The sequence below is a fragment of the Candidatus Enterococcus moelleringii genome, assembly GCF_017377575.1.
GTDB classification, from domain to species: domain Bacteria; phylum Bacillota; class Bacilli; order Lactobacillales; family Enterococcaceae; genus Enterococcus_A; species Enterococcus_A moelleringii.
This window is the reverse complement of record NZ_JAFREM010000024.1, coordinates 26763-43532: the sequence shown is the minus strand read 5'-3', so window position 1 is coordinate 43532 and position 16770 is coordinate 26763. Positions and strand designations below refer to the sequence as shown.

Below are 16770 nucleotides of genomic sequence, written 5' to 3'. Positions count from 1 at the left end.
AGCGCGATTTTTTTAGTTTCACCAAAAAAATTTAGCCTAAAGGCCGAAAATTTTATCCTCATGAAATTCCAAATTTTCTGAATCGTTCATTATAAACATTATATTATAACTTGATTAAAAAACTCTTTTAATAACGGGGTTATTCTAACCTGCCTCTTATTTTGTGAAAAGTTATACAAGTCGACGTATTTTTAAGCGGATTTCGGAAAAAATAAGCAACGCTGTACTATAGCAGATTAAACACACAACTGTCTTTACACCTTTACGCGCCAACCCTTTTTTAACGCAAAAAAAATAGAGCAGCCTGTGCTCTATCTTAATTTGTAGTTATTTTAGTTTAAATGCTCATATTTTATTAAGCGCCTTTTGTCGGCGTCGATAGGAAAAAAAACACTTGGGAGACAATTCGTAGCCCACGGTGATGCCAATTGAGATGGCAATCGCGATTTTTAATACTTGAACTCCGATTTGCGCAGCTTCAATCGAGTCGCCAATAAAAAAGTTGTAGGTAAAATTATAGACACCCATCCCCGGCACTAAACAGAAAATCCCGCAGATCAGAAAAATTGTCACCGGCGCCCGTAATGCGAAGGATGCTTCTCGGGATAAAACAATTAGAACCAAGGAAGCAATAAAGGTGGCAAAAATCGGCGCGGTCCAAAACTGCATGATCAGCAGGTAAATGAACCAGCCCAATGCGCCAATAATTCCACAAAGCAAATAATATTTTTTCGGCGCTTCAAATAAGATCGCAAAGGATATTGTCCCTAAAAAGCCGGCTAAGACTTGAAACATCATACTTGTCATTTTCTTACCTCCATTTACGTTAACCAGTTAAAGGCTGTTAAAACCAAACCGACACCTACCGACACACACAAGGCGGTAATCAAGGCATAGATCATTTGACCCCAGCCGGAGCTGTAATCTTCATTGAACAAATAGCGAATGCCGTTTACCACCGCGACTCCCGGCAGCAAGGAAATAATTCCGCCGGTGACTAAACTAGTCAGCCGCAACGATGGGATAAAGTGTACAAATGCACAGGCTAACGTGCTGACTAAGATACTGCAGGTAATATTCCAAATAATTTGCGACATGTTTAATTTAGGCCCAATCTTGAAGGTGAAAAAGGCCAATAAAAAGCCTAACACGAAGGCCCCCATGGAATCCCAAACGGTCCCGCCAAAGATATAACAAAAGCTGGCACTGCCAAAGGCATAGGCAAAAAACTTCAAGCCTACAGAAGCAAAGTGTTCCTTTTTGATGGTCTCTAAACGTTCCTTGGCTTCTTCTGGTGTATATTTTTGTTCCGCAATTCTACGGGACAAAGTATTAATTTCTTCAATTCGTCCTAAGTTTATCGGTGAAATGGGAATATCTCGCACACGAGCCTGGACCGTCTGATCCTTTAGGCGGGCGGTCATAAAAATGCCGTTAATTAAGACAAAGCTGTCAAATTCCTTTAATTCCAGGGCATCAGCGACATAGCGAATGGTACTCTCAATCCGAACAATCTCCGCGCCATTTTTCAGCAACGTTTCACCAATATCATATACAAAATCAAACCGCTCCCGCTCATTCATTCGCCCAGCCTCCTTAATGTTTACAGAAAAACAACGACAGCGTCTGCTGTCGTTGCCCTAGTATAGCCTATTTACCTCTTACAATTCAATCAAATCATGAGAAATACTGATCATATTTTCGTAACCGTCATCGGTGATCAAGACTTGGTCTTCAATTCGCACGCCGCCCCAGTCAGGAATGTAGATCCCTGGCTCAATGGTCATCACCATGCCGGTCTCTAACACATCGTCATATTGCTCATCAATGTATGGCAATTCATGCACGAACAAGCCGATACTGTGGCCGATATTCCGGTACGTATACTGCGGATATTCGGTGCCTTCTAATGGTTTCAAGGATGCTTGATAAATGTCGCGAACGGCTGCGCCATTTTTCATTACGGCTTCCGCTGCTTCCAAGCTTTGTTTTTCGTATTCATACACTTCCCGTTGTTTGTCAGAAGCTTTGCCGACAACCACGGTCCGGGTCATGTCAGACATGTAGCCTTCGTATTGGCAGCCAAAGTCCATCAAGACAAAATCGCCGTATTCAATTGATTTTTTCCCAGGAATGCCGTGCAGCAACGAAGAGTTGGCACCGGAAATCAAAATGTTGCCGTAGGGCTGCGTATCCGCGCCTTCTTGCACCATGTACAAGGAAAGCTTAGCAGCTAGTTCCTTTTCCGTTACCCCCACTTTAATGTCCTCTAAAATGCGATTAAAGGCGCGGCAGGAAATTTCACAGGCATTGCGCATGTATTGGATTTCCTTCGGTGATTTGATGGCCCGCATTTTGTCGATGACACCGCCGGCTTGAACAAATTCGGCTGGCGTTTTTTCGTTAAAGTCACTGTACATATCATAGGTTAAGTAGTCTGCTTCAAAGGCAATTGTTTTAATCTTTTTCTCTTCAGCTAGGCGTGCCACCGTGTCTCCCACAGTCTTGCCAGGCAGGCGCCAGTTAATAATGTCATAGTCAGGCACTTCGATGTCTGCTTGTTCGGTATAACGGGGATCCGTTAAGAAAAATTGCTCGTCCTTGGTGATTAGGATAAAGGAATCATCTCCCGTCCAACCGCTGGTAAACCGAACATTGACTCTCTTAGCAATGAAAAAAGCGTCTACATTTTCTTTTTCCAAATACCCACGAATCTTCATTTCATTCATCATTTTGCATACCTTCTTCTCTTTTATTCGCTGAAACAATCCCTTGTCTCTATCCCTAGAGTAGCAGTCAACCTTTGACTGGTCAAAACGTTTTCAACAAAAATAAGGAAATTCTCATTTTGACTGCATCCGTTGTTTTGTTTCCGATTGCATAGGACTTTCGTCGATTTCCCGGTGCAGAAAATAGGAAATAACCGTGCGAATAATCACGATTAAGGCTAGTTTGATAATATCCTGGAAGGTAGGATTGATAATTGATTCAATAATATCGGCAATGATCAATACCTCCAGACTCAACAGCACATAACTGCCTAAATAGGCCTTGATAAAATTATTCTCTAAGGCAATCGCTACCTGATCCGAGCGCTTGATCACCAGATTTTTGAAAAAATCGATGCAGGCTGTCACTGCCCCCCACAAAATGATAAAGATCGAAACCATGTTCAACAAGAAAACGATCACTTGAAATGCAGGCATTAAAAAGACTAAAAATTGATGCGTTAAATCTTCCATTATTTTTCCCCCTTCTTAATAAGGTGAATTCGTTCACGAAACGCCTTCATGGTTGCGGTGAATAAGTGCTTCGGTTGGTAAACCAACTGTATTTGATTGTACAACCGTTGATCCTCAAAGGGCAAACAACAAACCCGCTCGCGATAAATCGATTCTTGAGCCAAGCGCTCTGGTAAAAAGGTAATTCCCGTTCCGGTAGCGGTCATGGCTAGCAGCGCCGGCGAGTTGATGCTGGACATGGTTGGACTGGCTTGTTTTTGCTGCAGCTGCAGCCAGCTGTCCAAGGTATCACGAATGGCACTGCCTTTTTCTCGTAGGAACAGCGGATAGTGTAAAAATTCCTCCACCGTGACGGTTTCGTTTTGGGCCAGCGGATGATCTACCGCTACCACCACCATCAGTTCATATTGATCAAAGGGTTCCACGATCAGATCCTTCTCCCCCACGGTTCCCTCCAGTAAAGCCAAGTCCAGCTCCTGGTTCCGCAACGCCTGCAAAATCCGTTCCGCCGTGTCCGCCAGGATTTCGACTTGGTGTCCCTGCTGCAAAAAGGGGGGAATGATTTCCGGCAGCCAAAAGTTGGCAATCGTTAAATTGGCTCCCAGCTTCATGGGCGCCTGTTTTTCCAAATACTCAGCAAAATCCTCCAGCTCCTGGTATTCCTGCAAAAAATGCTTCACCCGCTGATAAAAAGCCTTCCCCGCCGGATTTAATTCAATCGCTCGGCCGGGTCGGTCAAAAAGCCGCACGCCGATCTCTTCTTCTAATTCGTGAATGGTTTGACTAACCGCTGGCTGGGAAATAAAGGAACGGTTGGCGGCCTCTGTCATGTTTTCCACTTCAGCTACCGTCATAAATAATTCCAGCTGTCGTATATTCATAGGTTTCCTCCTTATAAGTATTTAGTTATTGGTTTGATAAATACATTGTATTTCACTTATGGTCATTTGTCTCGTATACTATCTTTAAGGAGGTTTTTTTTGTGTCTTCATCTTATTTACGACTATTCGGCTATAATTTTTTTATCAGCACCTTTACCTTTGGCGGCGGCTACGTCACGATTCCCATGATGGAAAAATATTTCGTCAGTCATGGCGACATCACCAAAGATGAGCTGCTGGATTTAGCAACCATCGCCCAATCTTCCCCGGGAGCGATTGCGGTGAACCTGTCTGTTTTGGTAGGGAAAAAAGCCAAGGGCCTAAAAGGAGCATTTGTCAGCGGATTAGCTGCCATTATGCCTTCTTTTATTATTTTGTCGATTGTTTCACTAGCATATACCGCCTTTCAAAACGATCCCACGATTCGCGCGGTGCTGCAAGGGATGGAAGCCGCAGTGGCAGCCATCATTGTGGACTTAGTGATTGATATGTATATGGCCTTGCGGCGGGAGAAAAAAGTCCTGCTGATGATTTTGCCTTTTGTGGCCTTTGTTGCCAATGCATTCTTCAATGTACATCCGCTGTGGATTTTGCTGGGAACAATTTTGATTCTCTTCATCCAAGCGAAGTTTAAAGGAGGTAGCCAATAATGAGCCTCTATTTAGAGATTTTTATCAGCTTTTTCCAGATCGGGATTCTCAGTATCGGCGGCGGTTATGCGACACTGCCATTGATTCAAGCAGAAATTGTTCAGCAGCAGCAATGGCTGACCCTGCAGGAGTTTAGTGATATTGTCACCATTTCCCAAATGACCCCAGGACCTTTGGCCGTTAACAGTGCCACCTTCGTAGGTCTGCGAGTGGCCGGGATAGTGGGCGCGATTATCGCAACGGTGGCCTGTGTCATTTCAGGCTGTGTCATCGCCCTGCTTTTGGAGCGACTATTTAGCAAAAACAAAGAAAATGCGACGCTGCAATTGGTTTTCTCTGGATTGAAGTCCGCGACAGTTGGCTTGATCGCGGCAGCCAGTTTATCTATGATTACGCTAGCCTTTAGTGGAACGCTTAACTGGTTTGAGGTGGACCATCTGAATTTCATTGCGGTAGCCTTGTTCCTAGTGTTCTTTCTTTTATTACGGAAGAAAAAAATCAGCCCGATTTCGTTGTTGATCGTCGCCGGGGTATTAGGATTTTTCCTTTATTGATGAATGTTCCATGGGTGTTTCATGTGAAACTTCATAAATCTGAACAACGTAAAAAAACTATCTCAAAATGCCAGTACAGGCAGCTTGAGATAGTTTTTTACTTGTGTCGATTTAGTCGGGAGCGGGAAGCTTCCGAGCTGGTGGTTTTCTTAGGTGCTGCTTTTTTAGGTGCCTTCTTCGGCATCACCGGTTTCTTGAAGGTAGGTCGTCCCCCGCCACCTGTGACTGTTTCAATCAGCAGGTTTCCAAGGAAGCCCGCCAGCCAGATCCATAAAAACAGTTGAACTGGGAACAAGAAAAGAAACAGGCAGGCTGCTGCAAATGGGCGTTTCATAATTACCGCACAGGCACTAGCAGTAAAAATCGCCACTAATAGACCCGCTGAATACGGAAATACTTTAATTAACGCCATTGCTACAGCTACGCTGGAGAAAATCATCGGGAAAATGGTTCCTCCCCGCCAATTACAAGCCAAACAAATCATCGTAATAGCGACCTTGCCAAAGGCGATCAGCAAGATAATAAACAGATTCATGGACTCTGCTTGACGAGTGAAGGACAGCAGGTTGTGTTCGCCGGAAAAAAGAAAATACGGCGACAACATGCCTAAAATTCCTAAAAGTACGCCAGCAGCAATCGCTAATGGCAACGGACGTTTAACCCGCTGGTTAATGGTTTTCGCTTGTTCTTGCATCCACAAAAAGAATTTTCCAAAAAAGGCTCCCAAAACAATCGTTGGGATCAATAGCAAGATCCCTTGCCAGGAAAAATTGGTCTCCATGCGTTGAATCGCAAAAACTTGTTCGCGATTTGGAAATAATCCGTAAGTGATCAGATAGCCAATAAATCCAGTAAAGGTGGCAAAAATAAATAGTACGTATCGTTTCAGCTTACTTTCGGTAATATTTTTCAAATCATCTTTTTCTAAGGCACTGCCGACACCAAATAATGGTGCGGTGAAAATGACCCCCAAAACAGTTCCAGAGGCGAATTCTAATAAATCTTTTCTTTGAGGCAGACTGACTTTCAACCGATCGCAGAACAGAGTCGCTACTCCACCAACAATCACAATCAATGCTGCTTCAGGACTGACACTTGCACCAAACAGCAACACCAGCATCGCGCCGAGAATGTTAAAGAGCAATTGCCCTTTTTTATATTCAATCCGCCCGGTTTCTTGCGACACATCTAGTGTTTCTGAGAGCACTTGCGGGTATTTGCCTACGTGTTCAACGAAAAAGCCGATGGCAATTCCGCCCAATGAACAGGCAATCAAAGGATAGATAAAAGGATCTCCCATGGCACGTGGAATAATTTGCCACAATAATTGGGTCCCCAGCTCTACTATTCCCATGAATAAGGCAGCAACTACCCCTGCAATCAGCCCCAGTCCGCCGCTATAGGCAAATGAGGTTCCGGTAAACTTATTCATATAACAAACCTTTCTGATTAGACTCTGCTACATTATAGCAGAGCTTGGCCCTTTTACGAGCTATAAACAGGATTTTTTAGGGGATTTGGCCCCTTTTTATTAAGTTTTTCTTTACTAAAGACGTGTTTCACCCCAGAAAGGGTCGTTTCCAACTCCGGTGTCAGCTCATAGTAATCCAGCAAATACTGCCGGGTTTTCTCAGTAAAATAGCCTCGCATGAAGGCAAAGAAGAAGGCCTCTGGATTCCGAACTTTGTTAAAGCGGTACATTTGTTCCATGGCTTTAGCGATAGCATCCGCTAAGCCGTTTTTGTAGTAATGGTTTGCCTCAAAGGTTAAGACTTCCGCTTCTGCAGGTAGTCCGGCCTTCAGGAATTGCTGATTGCTGACATATTTTGCTTTAAAAATGGTATCGACAAACCACTTAGCTTTGTCGTACTTGCCCTCACAAAACGGCAAGAAGCGTTGAAAAGCCAAGTTCGGAATTAATTGGGCATAACGAGACTGCAGTCCAGCAATTAGGGCTGCTTCTTTATCCACCTGTGGATAACTTTCCTGATCGGCACCGTTGTCTGTTGCATTTGTTTTATTTGTTGGCTTATTTACTAGCTGTTTTTGTGTACTTGTCGGTAAATTTTGCGTCTGCGTGTCCGCAGAATTTGCGTCTCGTGATTCTGAAAGTGCTGCTGCTGGTTTTTCCGCTGCAGGTAGTACCTTTTTACTGGTTGTATAATTTTTAAAGGCTAGCTTCACAGGAACATTCTCTGCTGGTGCTTCAGGGTTCGCTACATAGATCCGGTAGTTTTTCAAACCATGACGAAAGACCTTGATTAATCCCTGCTCTGCCAAGCGGTTTCTCAAGTTTGTAATTTTTCGCTCAGAAACTCTTAATAATTCCGCGGCTTCATCATTGGAAAAGTAGATATAAGGAAGCCCCTTTTCGTCCAGCCAGCTGCCATCTTGCTGACTGTTGTAAATGCTGCAAGTCATGCGCATTGTGTATAACGCATGCAGCATCATTGCTTCAATAGAAAGATTTTCGTATTTAGGGTTGTTGATAAGATTCAAATCAATCGGTAAATAATTCCCGTTAGGCAAATTATTCACAGTCATTGTATTAAAAGACATGCCAATCGCTCCTTGGATTTTAAATCGAAAAAAATCTTAAGGATTTGAGAGCCGTCACACTATAAATGATTGAGAAAACAGTGATTTTATAGTATACTAAATAGAGGTTAGTCAAACGCCAATTTTTCTAACCGGTTGCTAAATTTATATGTGACATGCTAATTCGCCAAAATTAGCTCAAACCTTGGGAGTTTAAAGATCGCCAAATCTTTAGACTCTTTTTTTCGTTCGTTGTTTACATGTATTAGAATAATGGATAAAAAGCGCGTTGTAAAGCGATTTGTTGACATCTTTTTTTGAGGTTAACTTTTATAAAAGTTGTGAAGTGATTTGTAGTTTACTTTAATACCAGTGATAACTTTATATAAGTTTACCTAAAATAAAATTTAAGCTTGTATAAAGGTAAACCTAAATTGAAGTAGATGCAGCATAAGACATCCGCAGAGTGTGGATAAACCCTTTGAGAACAGTTGGTTTTAAAAAAAGATATCCACAGAAACGAGTTATCCAAAACACATCAAAAGTAAACCTTAATCAATGATCCCTCCGTTAAAAAAGTAAACTTTAATATATGCGCGCTAAAAAAAAAGTAAACCCCAAATCATCCGGTAAAGATGATTAGAGTTTACTTTTTTTAATTCTTTTTCTCATCGTTTTCTAATTCTGCAAATAATTTCTGATATTTCGGCTTCTCTTTGTACTCTTCCATCGCCGTTTCTTCTACATGATTCAAGAAATCTCGGTCATCTTTCGACAATTCTTTCTCAATATAGTATTCATACAACCAATCGAACATTTTATCCGGGGTAAACCCGTCAAACTTCGCGTTAATCAGGTTCTGAATGCGAATTTTCGTACGAGCAGAGATTTTTTGCATCTCCAACGCCTTCAAACGTGGATCGTAGTACTGCCGTTTACGCCCCCTCTTCCCCACTTCTTCTTCAGAAGCAGCGGTCGGTGCCGGCTGCGGTACTTGATATTTCGGTGTTTCAACGAAATGGCTGCGGTCAATCGTGTTTTCGGGCTTTTTGGTTGGAACTTTTTGGATCGGCGCATTGGCCAGCAAGTCCTTGGAGCTGGGTTTTGCTGCAGGTTTCTCGATTTGTTCCTGATTGGAGTACTCGGACATCTTCTCAATGCCTTTATTCTTCTTGTTCGCCGTCAAAAGCGAGTCTAGCTTCATCTTTTTCGCCATTTAACGTCTCCCCTATTCGCCTGATAATAAGTAGCGATGTTCATCAATCTCGTCCAAAATATGCACAAAGACCTCATGAGCGCGGTTATCCCACTGCTCCACTTTGCCATTTTTATTGATATCGTAAGTAATCCCGGAGCCATCATAGCGTTTCAACCGGCTTTGATTCAAAACAACGGTGTTCAGCAAGTGATTGCCGTAGATTCCCTTGGCAGCTTCATAGATTTCCTGGTCAACTGAGTCGCGCTTTTGCATCATAAACGGGATGATACCAACGACTTCCAGCTCTGTTTGGTACTGATCAATGAAGAAATTCATGTAATCAATGTAGTTTTGCGCACCCTTCAGGGATTTAACCTGGGTTTGCAGGATGACAATTACATACTCGGCCACGTACATCGCAGCATTAGAATACGTACTGATTGTCGGCGGTACATCAATGTAAATGACGTCGTAAACCGATTTTAGCGGTGAAATCAGCTTGTCCATGTACTGGAATTGGGACAGCTTGTCATTTGGAAACATCGAGATCATATAATCGGGAAAGTCCGAAAATGAAATGTTTGCCGGGATCAGATCCAGATTCGGCATAATATTATAGATAGAACTGGAAATGTCACCGGTACGGACCGCTTCCCAAATAGTGGAATCAAATTCGTCCGGTAAATCACTGTTTCCAAAGTTCTCGGCGGTAATGGATAAGACATCGCTGGTATTCCCCTGTGGGTCCAAGTCGATAACCAATGTTTTGCGGTTCTTTCTGAAGGCACTCTCGAAAGACAGCATTTGTACAGTGGTTGATTTACCTACCCCACCTTTAAAGTTTCCGACAACATATGTCTGGGCTTTCTTGTCTGGCATATACTACTCCCCTATCTTGTGTAAGACTCTTTTAAAGTTTACTATAATTCCAAGCAAAAGACAATACGGTTTACTATAATAAAAAAAGTAAACTTCAATTAGTTAAAGTAAACCTCTTTTATTTAGGAGCTGTAGGAAGAATCGGGATTCATTGAGGTAAACTTTATTATTTGGCAAAAGAAGTTTACCCTATTGATTTTATAAAGTGTACTTCAAATAAAAAAGAAGTTTACTTATTGCTTATTAAGGTATACTTTATCGATGTCTGTATGCTTCTATTATAGCCTTTGTTGTATTAAAAAGTAAACCTTTTGATATATGAGGTAAACTTCTTTTAGGTAAAAAGTATACATTATATCATTTGTTGATAGTAAAAAGTAAACTGCAAATGGCTAAGACATCTATTGTTTGTATTTAAAGTAAACCGTGGACTAGCATGGACTCTACATATGTGTGCTTGAAAGTAAACTTTAAATAGATCGTATGGAGTTTACTTAAATGATTTAGGCGGCATATGCGGTTTACTTAATACCAACAGACGCTTTGAGGCTGCAGATCAACAAGAAGTTTTGCGGTATACTTCATAACTGAACATATAAAGTAAACTCTATAGATAATAAAGTATACTTTATACTAAGCCTTAATACGGTTTACTTTAGCTGTAAAGACTGGTAAATCAACGATTAATTAAGGTATACTAAAATAGAATGCTACATAAAGGGTAAACCTTTATTGGTTGGGGTTTACTTTTAATGATATGATTGGAGGTCATTAGGTTTAGAGGTAAACTTTATACAGGTAATTAAAAAGTATACTTTAAATCAAAATACTTATACAGCAAGGATAACTATGAGGTTAACTTCAAATCGTGATGTGGAAAAGGTTTACTTTATATATTAAAGTAAACCTTTTTTAATATGCTTATTCAGTGGTTCATTAAAGGTAAACTGCAATGATGACTGAATAAAGTTTACTTCTATTAGTAGCGTGAGATAGGTTGTTAGTGTGAGAATACCATATCCATAGTGTTTATTTGAAGTAAACTATAATTAGTATTCAGTTCAGGGTAAACCTCAACATATAAAGTTTACCTTTAAATGGGGTATAACGTAGCAGCTTACTGGCGTATAGAATCGTTCATTGATTTAAAGTAAACTGCTAATTAATAAAAGTAAACCTCAACAAAAACGGTTTACTTTTATTAATTAGTACAGAAAGCTTGGTTTAATAGGGTTTATGGAGAAAATAAGACGTCCATTAGAGGTAAACCTTAATGTATAAAGTTTACCTCTAATCATTGTGCGAGTTTGCTGAGTACCGGTGCATACAGGGGTTCGCTGATTTAAAGTAAACCACTATTAATAAAGGTAAACCTCGAAATAAAAGGTTTACCTTTATTAAGTGTTCGCAAAAACCTTGCTATCATAGGCTTTATTAAGCAAATAAAAAACCCATTAGAGGTAAACTCTAATAGGTTTGAAGTTAACTTTAAATGCTTAAGGTAAACTTTATAGTGATTCTACGACTTGAATCGCTTGGTAGACCTGTTCTGCAGTGATGTCTGCATCAATCATGTTGAAGGTTTCTTCAGCACAGGCTGCGTGATCAGTACAAGGCTTCAATGAATCTGCGTCAGTAGCAGTCACGTTTAGCTGTGACAGCTTAGTTGGCAGGCCAGTTGCTTGATAAAACTCCTGCAGCTTCTTGATTTCATCAATTTCATTGGTATGAGCTAGTTGAACTAGGATACCGTAAGCAACTTTATTACCATGCAGCTGGTCATGAGTGGATTCTAAGTAAGAAAGACCATCATGAACCGCATGAGCACCGGCAGAACGGCCATATGCGGCAGCAAATCCACCTGTTTCACCAGCTAGACCAACGATTGCATCAGCTACGCGACCAAAAGCCGGGGTAATTTGTTTGTTCTCTAAGTCTTTAATTCCTTGAATAGAATCTTCTAATAGAATGTCCAAGATTACCTTGGCACTGGCGATTCCTAGACGAATATAAGCGGTCTTTTCATCAGCCGGTAATTGCTCAGTAATCCCTTTGATTTCATACCATTTTGCCACGGTATCACCGATTCCAGCGACGAAATAGTCCTTTGGTGTAGCTAATAGGAAGTCATAGTCCACCAAAGTTAAATAAGGGGCTTTTTTCATATAGCCCATTTCGCGGAAGGTTCTATCTGGGTGGTAAACCGCGACGATTGGAGTAAATGGCGCGCAGTTTGAGATCAGAGTAGGGACCATAATTGCGTCAATATTCATCACTTCAGCGACCATTTTACCAGTATCCAACACACGTCCGCCGCCAATAGCTAGGATAACGTCTGCTTCGCCAATTTCGTCAGCAATGCGTTGGGCATCTTCACGACTGGCGCTGCCGTTGTAGCGGAAAACCGGGTATTCTAGCTCTTTCTTATAGTAATCAGAAAAAATTTGATAAGAAATTGTTCCTGTAACTACGGCTACTTTTCCAAATGGTTCTAAGTATTGCGGTAAATCCTGTAAAATATTTTGTCCAACGGCGTAACGATTCGCGCCGGGACGAACTTCTGTTGCTAAATTCATTCAATGGTCAGCTCCTTGATTTTTTAAATTTAAACTAGTCTAAGCTTTTCTTTTATTAAAGTCAACTGTGAAAAAAATGAACAAAAGTGTTGACAAATGAAAAATAGGTGAGTAATATACGTAGCATATCAAAAAGCTAAAAACGTGATGAAGAGAAAAGTACAAGTGATGAAGCATCAAAGAGAGTCTGGGCAGGTGAGAGCCAGGCATGTGGAAGCATTTAGAAAATGGTCTCTGAACGGTGACGTCGATACGTAGGCGTCAACGGGGTAGCGCTCGTTAGACACGCTCTAGTATGAACACGTACTAGTTAAGGCATTCAGCTGCGAGGCTGGTGCGAACAAAGGTGGTAACGCGAGTAAGCTCGTCCTTTTTCTGACTCATTAGAGTGGAAAAGGACGAGCTTTTTTTGCTTTTGGTAAGAAAATAGTAAGCTTAGCTTGCTAAAAAAACGGAGGAATTATTGATGAAAAAACATGGAAAACAAGCACTTTTATTAGGAACGATCGCTGCGGTGACACTATTGTTTGCAGGATGCGGCAACAATGCTCAGTCAGAAACATTGGATACAGAAAGTGTAACCGTCGGCGTAACCTCGGGGCCTCATCAGGAGATTTTAGAAGAGGTAGCTAAACAAGCGGAAGCGGACGGCTTGACCATCAACATTAAGAATTTTGATGACTACAACACACCAAATACGGCGTTAAACGATGGCGATTTGGATGCTAACAGCTACCAAACGATTCCGTTCCTAGATCAGCAGGTGGAAGACAAAGGCTACGAAATTGAGCAGGTCTTTGAAACGGTGGCCTTTCCGTTAGGGGCGTATTCTGAACAGATTAAAGACCTAGATGAACTGAAGAGCGGCGACAAAGTAGGGGTGCCCAATGATCCTACTAATGAGTACCGGGCGTTGAAGCTGTTGGAGGAAGCAGGCGTGATCACTCTTAAGGATGGCGTGGCCGTTCAGGCAACCAAAAATGATGTGGAGGACAATCCGAAAGACATCGAGATCGTGGAATTAGAAGCCTCCCAGATCCCTTCACAGCTAGGCGAATTAACGGCTGCGGTGATTAACACCAACTTTGCCTTCAGCGCTGGTTTGACCATTAATGATGATTCGATTTTCCATGAGCCATTAGTAGACAATCCTTATCCAAACGTCTTCGTGGTTCGCAGCAGCAACAAGGATGACGAAGTGGTGAAGGAAATCGAGAAGTACTACCATTCAGACGAAACTAAGAAATTTATTGAAGAGAAATACAAAGGTTCGGTAGTGCCAGCCTTTTAGTAGTGAGGAGAAAACAGATGATTGAACTAAAGCAAGTAACGAAAACCTATCAGCAGAAAAATAAAAAAATTGAAGCAGTGAAGGAAGTTAATCTGTCAATTAAAAAAGGCGAGATTTTCGGCGTGGTAGGTTACTCTGGTGCCGGAAAATCCACCTTGATTCGGATGGTGAACTTCTTAGAGCCGCCAACTACCGGTGAGGTTTGGATTAATCAGCGGAACTTAAATGAGCTGACGAAAAAGGAACTATTGTTGGCGCGACGAAAGATCGGCATGATCTTCCAGGGCTATAACTTGCTTTCAACTGCGACAGTCTATGAGAATATTGCCAAGCCGTTAACCTTAGAGGGCGTGCCGGCGGCGGAGATTCAGCAGCGGGTGGAAAAGTATTTGACCTTAGTGGGCTTGATGGACCGCAAGGACAACTATCCAGCGCAATTATCTGGTGGTCAGCGCCAACGGGTGGCAATTGCCCGGGCGTTGGCTCATGAGCCGGAGATTTTGCTGTCTGATGAGGCGACTAGTGCCTTGGACCCGGAAACGACGGAGTCGATTTTGGAATTGCTGCTGACGATTAATCGCGAGCTGGGGATTACGATTTTCTTGATTACCCATGAGATTGATGTGGTGCAGCGGATTTGTGATCGGGTAGCGGTGATGGAAGATGGGGAGATCATCGAAGAAGGCCCCGTGATCCAGGTCTTTACTCAACCGAAGAAGGCAACGACAAAACGATTTATTGGTGCAAATGAGAATTACGATGTGCCAGTGGAAGTATTGAATGATTACAAAAAGACTGGGCGTCTGCTGCATTTGCAGTTTATCGGCGATGAGGCGACGGAACCGGTGTTGGCGCGGGTGGCGAAGGATTATCCGCTGACACCGAATATTTTAAGCGGCAATATCAGCTACTTGAAGGATCAGCGGCATGGACAGCTGCTGGTGCAATTGGCTGGCGGCAGTGAAGCAGACTATCAAGGCGCCAAGGCGTATATTGCTTCACAGGGTGTTTTTATTGAGGAGGTGCAGTGATGGGACAATTTTTTGAGCAATGGGGATCGGTCATTATAGAAGGCTTAGGCCAAACGTTAATTATGGTGGTCATCGGTCTGGGGATTTCTATTATTGTAGGAATTCCGTTAGGTGTGCTGCTGGTGTTGACTCGGCCGGGCGGCTTGAACAGCAGTCCTGCGGTGTATTCCATCTCCAACTGGTTGATCAATATTTTGCGGTCATTGCCTTTTATTATTATGCTGTTTCTGATTTTGCCGGTTACTAAGTTTATTATGGGGACCACGATAGGCGTGCGTGGCGTGCTGTTGCCGCTGATTGTCTACACGGCACCATACTTGGCCCGTTTGGTGGAAACATCGCTGCTGGAGGTGGATGGCGGGGTAATTGAGGCATATCAATCGATGGGCATCAGCAACTTCAACATCATTAAGACGGTCTTGCTGCGGGAAGCTCGCGGCGGCATTATTCGCGGCTTGACGATTGCCATGATTGGTTTGATCGGGGCAACCGCGATGGCGGGATTAGTCGGCGCTGGCGGTCTAGGTAGCATTGCGTATCAGTATGGCTTTTTACGCAACGAGCCGGGAGTAATGTATGGTACAATTCTGATATTAATTATCTTAGTGCAAATTGTGCAGTCAATTGGGAATTTTGTCGACAAGAGTTTAGATCGGAGTTAACAAATGAGAATAACCTTGCTGCAGCTGGACATTCATTTTGGAGAGACAGCGAAGAACATGTTTCATGTGGAACAGTCCTGTGAAACAGCCGGGCTGGTTCCACACAGCTTAGTGGTTTTGCCAGAGATGTGGAATACGGGCTATGATTTAACCCGTTTAGCCGAGATTGCCGATGAGGATGGACAGGAAACTCAACGCTTTCTCGCTGGACTGGCTAAGAAGCACCAGATTTACCTTGTAGGCGGCTCTGTTGCCCGCAGACAGGGATCAGAGTATTACAACACTACTTACGTGTACGGGCCATCTGGTGAGCTTCTAGGCAGCTATGACAAAGTCCATTTATTTCGTTTAATGAAGGAAGAGCAGTTTTTGTCGGCAGGGGATCAGCCGCTGGTGGTGGATATTGCGGGGACGACCGTGTCTCCAGTGATTTGCTACGACCTACGCTTTCCTGAATGGTTTCGCAAGCAAGCCAGTGAGCTGGGGACTCAGCTGTTTGTAGTGCCGGCTCAGTGGCCTGGGGTGCGGATTGACGCTTGGCGCAAGCTTCTGCAGGCCCGGGCGATTGAAAATCAAGCGTTTGTCGTCGGTGTGAACCGAGTAGGGGAGGACCCTGAAAATCAGTTTGGCGGCCATTCCCTGGTGGTGAATCCTTTAGGGGAGATTTTGCTGGAGCTGGGAGAAGAGGAACAAACGGATTCCGTGACGATTGATTTAGCAGAAATTCCAGCAGTTCGCAAAGAAATACCGGTGTTTCACGATCGCCGTCCAGAGCTTTATTAGACCTGAAAAGGTCTTTTTTTGTTGTAGAAAAGTTGGCGGTGTCCGGTTTGAGAAGCTTTTTTAGCTTTTATAGAAGAAAGCGGTATAATAAAGTGATGCGAGTAACAAGTGAGGTGGATAGAATGCGGGGAAAAGATTTATTAACGGCTTTGCAGGTGGATGCTACCGGCAGTTTAAGTGAGCTGTCGTCTTTTACCTATGTCTATGCGATATTCGGCGAAAAACAAACCAACCGTTTAGCGATGCAGGTGGTTGAGGATCGGATTGAGATCAGCTATGAGGCCAAACAGCCGCCTTTAACCGTGACCAAGCTGGTGGCTTCATTGAATCAGCACAAGGAAGCGGGTCTTTATTTGAAAAGCGAGAATGTGCAGCCGGTGTACGGCTATCGCTTAGTAGAGGATGGCATTATCATAGGTTAAGGTTTCCTATCTAGTTTAGATAACTAGATTGAATTATCTTGATAATCATGATATGCTGTTGTT

At 42.8% G+C, this 16770-nt stretch carries 17 protein-coding genes and 1 other annotated feature; of the genes, 7 read left to right on the top strand and 10 right to left on the bottom strand.

The genetic code is table 11. The features are described from left to right. Window positions 1–345: 345 nt before the first annotated feature. The 5 genes from JZO70_RS14920 to JZO70_RS14900 form a co-directional block, all read right to left on the bottom strand. Entirely contained in the window at window positions 346–807 is a 462-nt protein-coding gene (locus JZO70_RS14920) for a threonine/serine exporter family protein (protein WP_207674467.1), read from the bottom strand. A gap of 14 nt (window positions 808–821) precedes the next feature. Beyond that, window positions 822–1583: a threonine/serine exporter family protein gene (locus JZO70_RS14915; protein ID WP_207674466.1), complete on the bottom strand. Its 762-nt coding sequence runs from the start codon at window positions 1581–1583 to the stop codon at window positions 822–824. 78 nt (window positions 1584–1661) lie between these two features. Next, window positions 1662–2732 (bottom strand): M24 family metallopeptidase, encoded by a 1071-nt coding sequence (locus JZO70_RS14910; protein ID WP_207674465.1) that lies wholly within the window; start codon window positions 2730–2732, stop codon window positions 1662–1664. Window positions 2733–2843: 111 nt separating this feature from the next. Further along, window positions 2844–3242 (bottom strand): DUF1622 domain-containing protein, encoded by a 399-nt coding sequence (locus JZO70_RS14905; RefSeq protein WP_207674464.1) that lies wholly within the window; start codon window positions 3240–3242, stop codon window positions 2844–2846. Next, window positions 3242–4123, bottom strand: coding sequence for a LysR family transcriptional regulator (locus JZO70_RS14900; RefSeq protein ID WP_207674463.1), 882 nt, complete (start codon window positions 4121–4123; stop codon window positions 3242–3244). Before JZO70_RS14900 ends, JZO70_RS14905 begins: the two co-directional genes overlap by 1 nt. A 101-nt stretch (window positions 4124–4224) precedes the next feature. On the opposite strand from JZO70_RS14900, the gene JZO70_RS14895 reads away from it, so the two are divergent. After that, window positions 4225–4773: a chromate transporter gene (locus tag JZO70_RS14895; protein ID WP_207674462.1), complete on the top strand. Its 549-nt coding sequence runs from the start codon at window positions 4225–4227 to the stop codon at window positions 4771–4773. Continuing rightward, a complete protein-coding gene (locus tag JZO70_RS14890; protein ID WP_207674461.1) occupies window positions 4773–5327 on the top strand; it encodes a chromate transporter in 555 nt (184 codons plus the stop codon). The genes JZO70_RS14895 and JZO70_RS14890 overlap by 1 nt, the downstream gene beginning before the upstream one ends. A 97-nt stretch (window positions 5328–5424) precedes the next feature. On the opposite strand, the gene JZO70_RS14885 is transcribed toward JZO70_RS14890, so the two are convergent. The 5 genes from JZO70_RS14885 to JZO70_RS14865 all read right to left on the bottom strand — a co-directional run bounded on the left by JZO70_RS14885 (window position 5425) and on the right by JZO70_RS14865 (window position 12518). After that, a complete protein-coding gene (locus JZO70_RS14885) occupies window positions 5425–6759 on the bottom strand; it encodes a chloride channel protein (RefSeq protein ID WP_207674460.1) in 1335 nt (444 codons plus the stop codon). A 53-nt stretch (window positions 6760–6812) separates the two neighbouring features. Next, window positions 6813–7886: a replication initiator protein A gene (locus JZO70_RS14880; RefSeq protein ID WP_207674459.1), complete on the bottom strand. Its 1074-nt coding sequence runs from the start codon at window positions 7884–7886 to the stop codon at window positions 6813–6815. 634 nt (window positions 7887–8520) lie between these two features. Then, window positions 8521–9081: a hypothetical protein gene (locus JZO70_RS14875; protein WP_207674458.1), complete on the bottom strand. Its 561-nt coding sequence runs from the start codon at window positions 9079–9081 to the stop codon at window positions 8521–8523. 12 nt (window positions 9082–9093) lie between these two features. Then, entirely contained in the window at window positions 9094–9942 is an 849-nt protein-coding gene (locus JZO70_RS14870; protein ID WP_207674457.1) for a ParA family protein, read from the bottom strand. A 1508-nt stretch (window positions 9943–11450) separates the two neighbouring features. Next, the gene (locus JZO70_RS14865; protein WP_207674456.1) at window positions 11451–12518 is read right to left on the bottom strand and encodes an iron-containing alcohol dehydrogenase family protein; all 1068 of its coding nucleotides are present in this window, start codon (window positions 12516–12518) and stop codon (window positions 11451–11453) included. A gap of 138 nt (window positions 12519–12656) precedes the next feature. Then, window positions 12657–12893: a binding site (T-box leader), on the top strand. A 91-nt stretch (window positions 12894–12984) separates the two neighbouring features. Between JZO70_RS14865 and JZO70_RS14860 the strand changes: the two genes are divergently transcribed. From JZO70_RS14860 to JZO70_RS14840, 5 genes are all read left to right on the top strand, one after another. Then, window positions 12985–13809 carry a MetQ/NlpA family ABC transporter substrate-binding protein gene (locus tag JZO70_RS14860; RefSeq protein WP_207674455.1) on the top strand — a complete coding sequence of 275 codons (825 nt, stop codon included), beginning with the start codon at window positions 12985–12987 and terminating at the stop codon, window positions 13807–13809. Window positions 13810–13826: 17 nt separating this feature from the next. Next, on the top strand, window positions 13827–14840 hold the full coding sequence (locus JZO70_RS14855) for a methionine ABC transporter ATP-binding protein (RefSeq protein WP_207674454.1): 1014 nt from the start codon (window positions 13827–13829) through the stop codon (window positions 14838–14840). After that, window positions 14840–15502, top strand: a complete 663-nt coding sequence (locus JZO70_RS14850; RefSeq protein ID WP_207674453.1) for a methionine ABC transporter permease — start codon at window positions 14840–14842, stop codon at window positions 15500–15502. The genes JZO70_RS14855 and JZO70_RS14850 overlap by 1 nt, the downstream gene beginning before the upstream one ends. A 3-nt stretch (window positions 15503–15505) precedes the next feature. Next, window positions 15506–16285, top strand: coding sequence for a carbon-nitrogen family hydrolase (locus JZO70_RS14845; RefSeq protein WP_207674452.1), 780 nt, complete (start codon window positions 15506–15508; stop codon window positions 16283–16285). 122 nt (window positions 16286–16407) lie between these two features. Continuing rightward, window positions 16408–16707, top strand: a complete 300-nt coding sequence (locus tag JZO70_RS14840) for a hypothetical protein (protein ID WP_207674451.1) — start codon at window positions 16408–16410, stop codon at window positions 16705–16707. Window positions 16708–16770: the final 63 nt, after the last annotated feature.

What these genes read in the sequence shown, in the direction of transcription:
- JZO70_RS14920 (WP_207674467.1), bottom strand. Translation starts at nt 807, where the DNA reads ATGACAAGTATGATGTTTCAAGTCTTAGCCGGCTTTTTAGGGACAATA.
- JZO70_RS14915 (WP_207674466.1), bottom strand. Translation starts at nt 1,583, where the DNA reads ATGAATGAGCGGGAGCGGTTTGATTTTGTATATGATATTGGTGAAACG.
- JZO70_RS14910 (WP_207674465.1), bottom strand. Translation starts at nt 2,732, where the DNA reads ATGATGAATGAAATGAAGATTCGTGGGTATTTGGAAAAAGAAAATGTA.
- JZO70_RS14905 (WP_207674464.1), bottom strand. Translation starts at nt 3,242, where the DNA reads ATGGAAGATTTAACGCATCAATTTTTAGTCTTTTTAATGCCTGCATTT.
- JZO70_RS14900 (WP_207674463.1), bottom strand. Translation starts at nt 4,123, where the DNA reads ATGAATATACGACAGCTGGAATTATTTATGACGGTAGCTGAAGTGGAA.
- JZO70_RS14890 (WP_207674461.1), top strand. Translation starts at nt 4,773, where the DNA reads ATGAGCCTCTATTTAGAGATTTTTATCAGCTTTTTCCAGATCGGGATT.
- JZO70_RS14885 (WP_207674460.1), bottom strand. Translation starts at nt 6,759, where the DNA reads ATGAATAAGTTTACCGGAACCTCATTTGCCTATAGCGGCGGACTGGGG.
- JZO70_RS14880 (WP_207674459.1), bottom strand. Translation starts at nt 7,886, where the DNA reads ATGTCTTTTAATACAATGACTGTGAATAATTTGCCTAACGGGAATTAT.
- JZO70_RS14875 (WP_207674458.1), bottom strand. Translation starts at nt 9,081, where the DNA reads ATGGCGAAAAAGATGAAGCTAGACTCGCTTTTGACGGCGAACAAGAAG.
- JZO70_RS14870 (WP_207674457.1), bottom strand. Translation starts at nt 9,942, where the DNA reads ATGCCAGACAAGAAAGCCCAGACATATGTTGTCGGAAACTTTAAAGGT.
- JZO70_RS14865 (WP_207674456.1), bottom strand. Translation starts at nt 12,518, where the DNA reads ATGAATTTAGCAACAGAAGTTCGTCCCGGCGCGAATCGTTACGCCGTT.
- JZO70_RS14860 (WP_207674455.1), top strand. Translation starts at nt 12,985, where the DNA reads ATGAAAAAACATGGAAAACAAGCACTTTTATTAGGAACGATCGCTGCG.
- JZO70_RS14855 (WP_207674454.1), top strand. Translation starts at nt 13,827, where the DNA reads ATGATTGAACTAAAGCAAGTAACGAAAACCTATCAGCAGAAAAATAAA.
- JZO70_RS14850 (WP_207674453.1), top strand. Translation starts at nt 14,840, where the DNA reads ATGGGACAATTTTTTGAGCAATGGGGATCGGTCATTATAGAAGGCTTA.
- JZO70_RS14845 (WP_207674452.1), top strand. Translation starts at nt 15,506, where the DNA reads ATGAGAATAACCTTGCTGCAGCTGGACATTCATTTTGGAGAGACAGCG.
- JZO70_RS14840 (WP_207674451.1), top strand. Translation starts at nt 16,408, where the DNA reads ATGCGGGGAAAAGATTTATTAACGGCTTTGCAGGTGGATGCTACCGGC.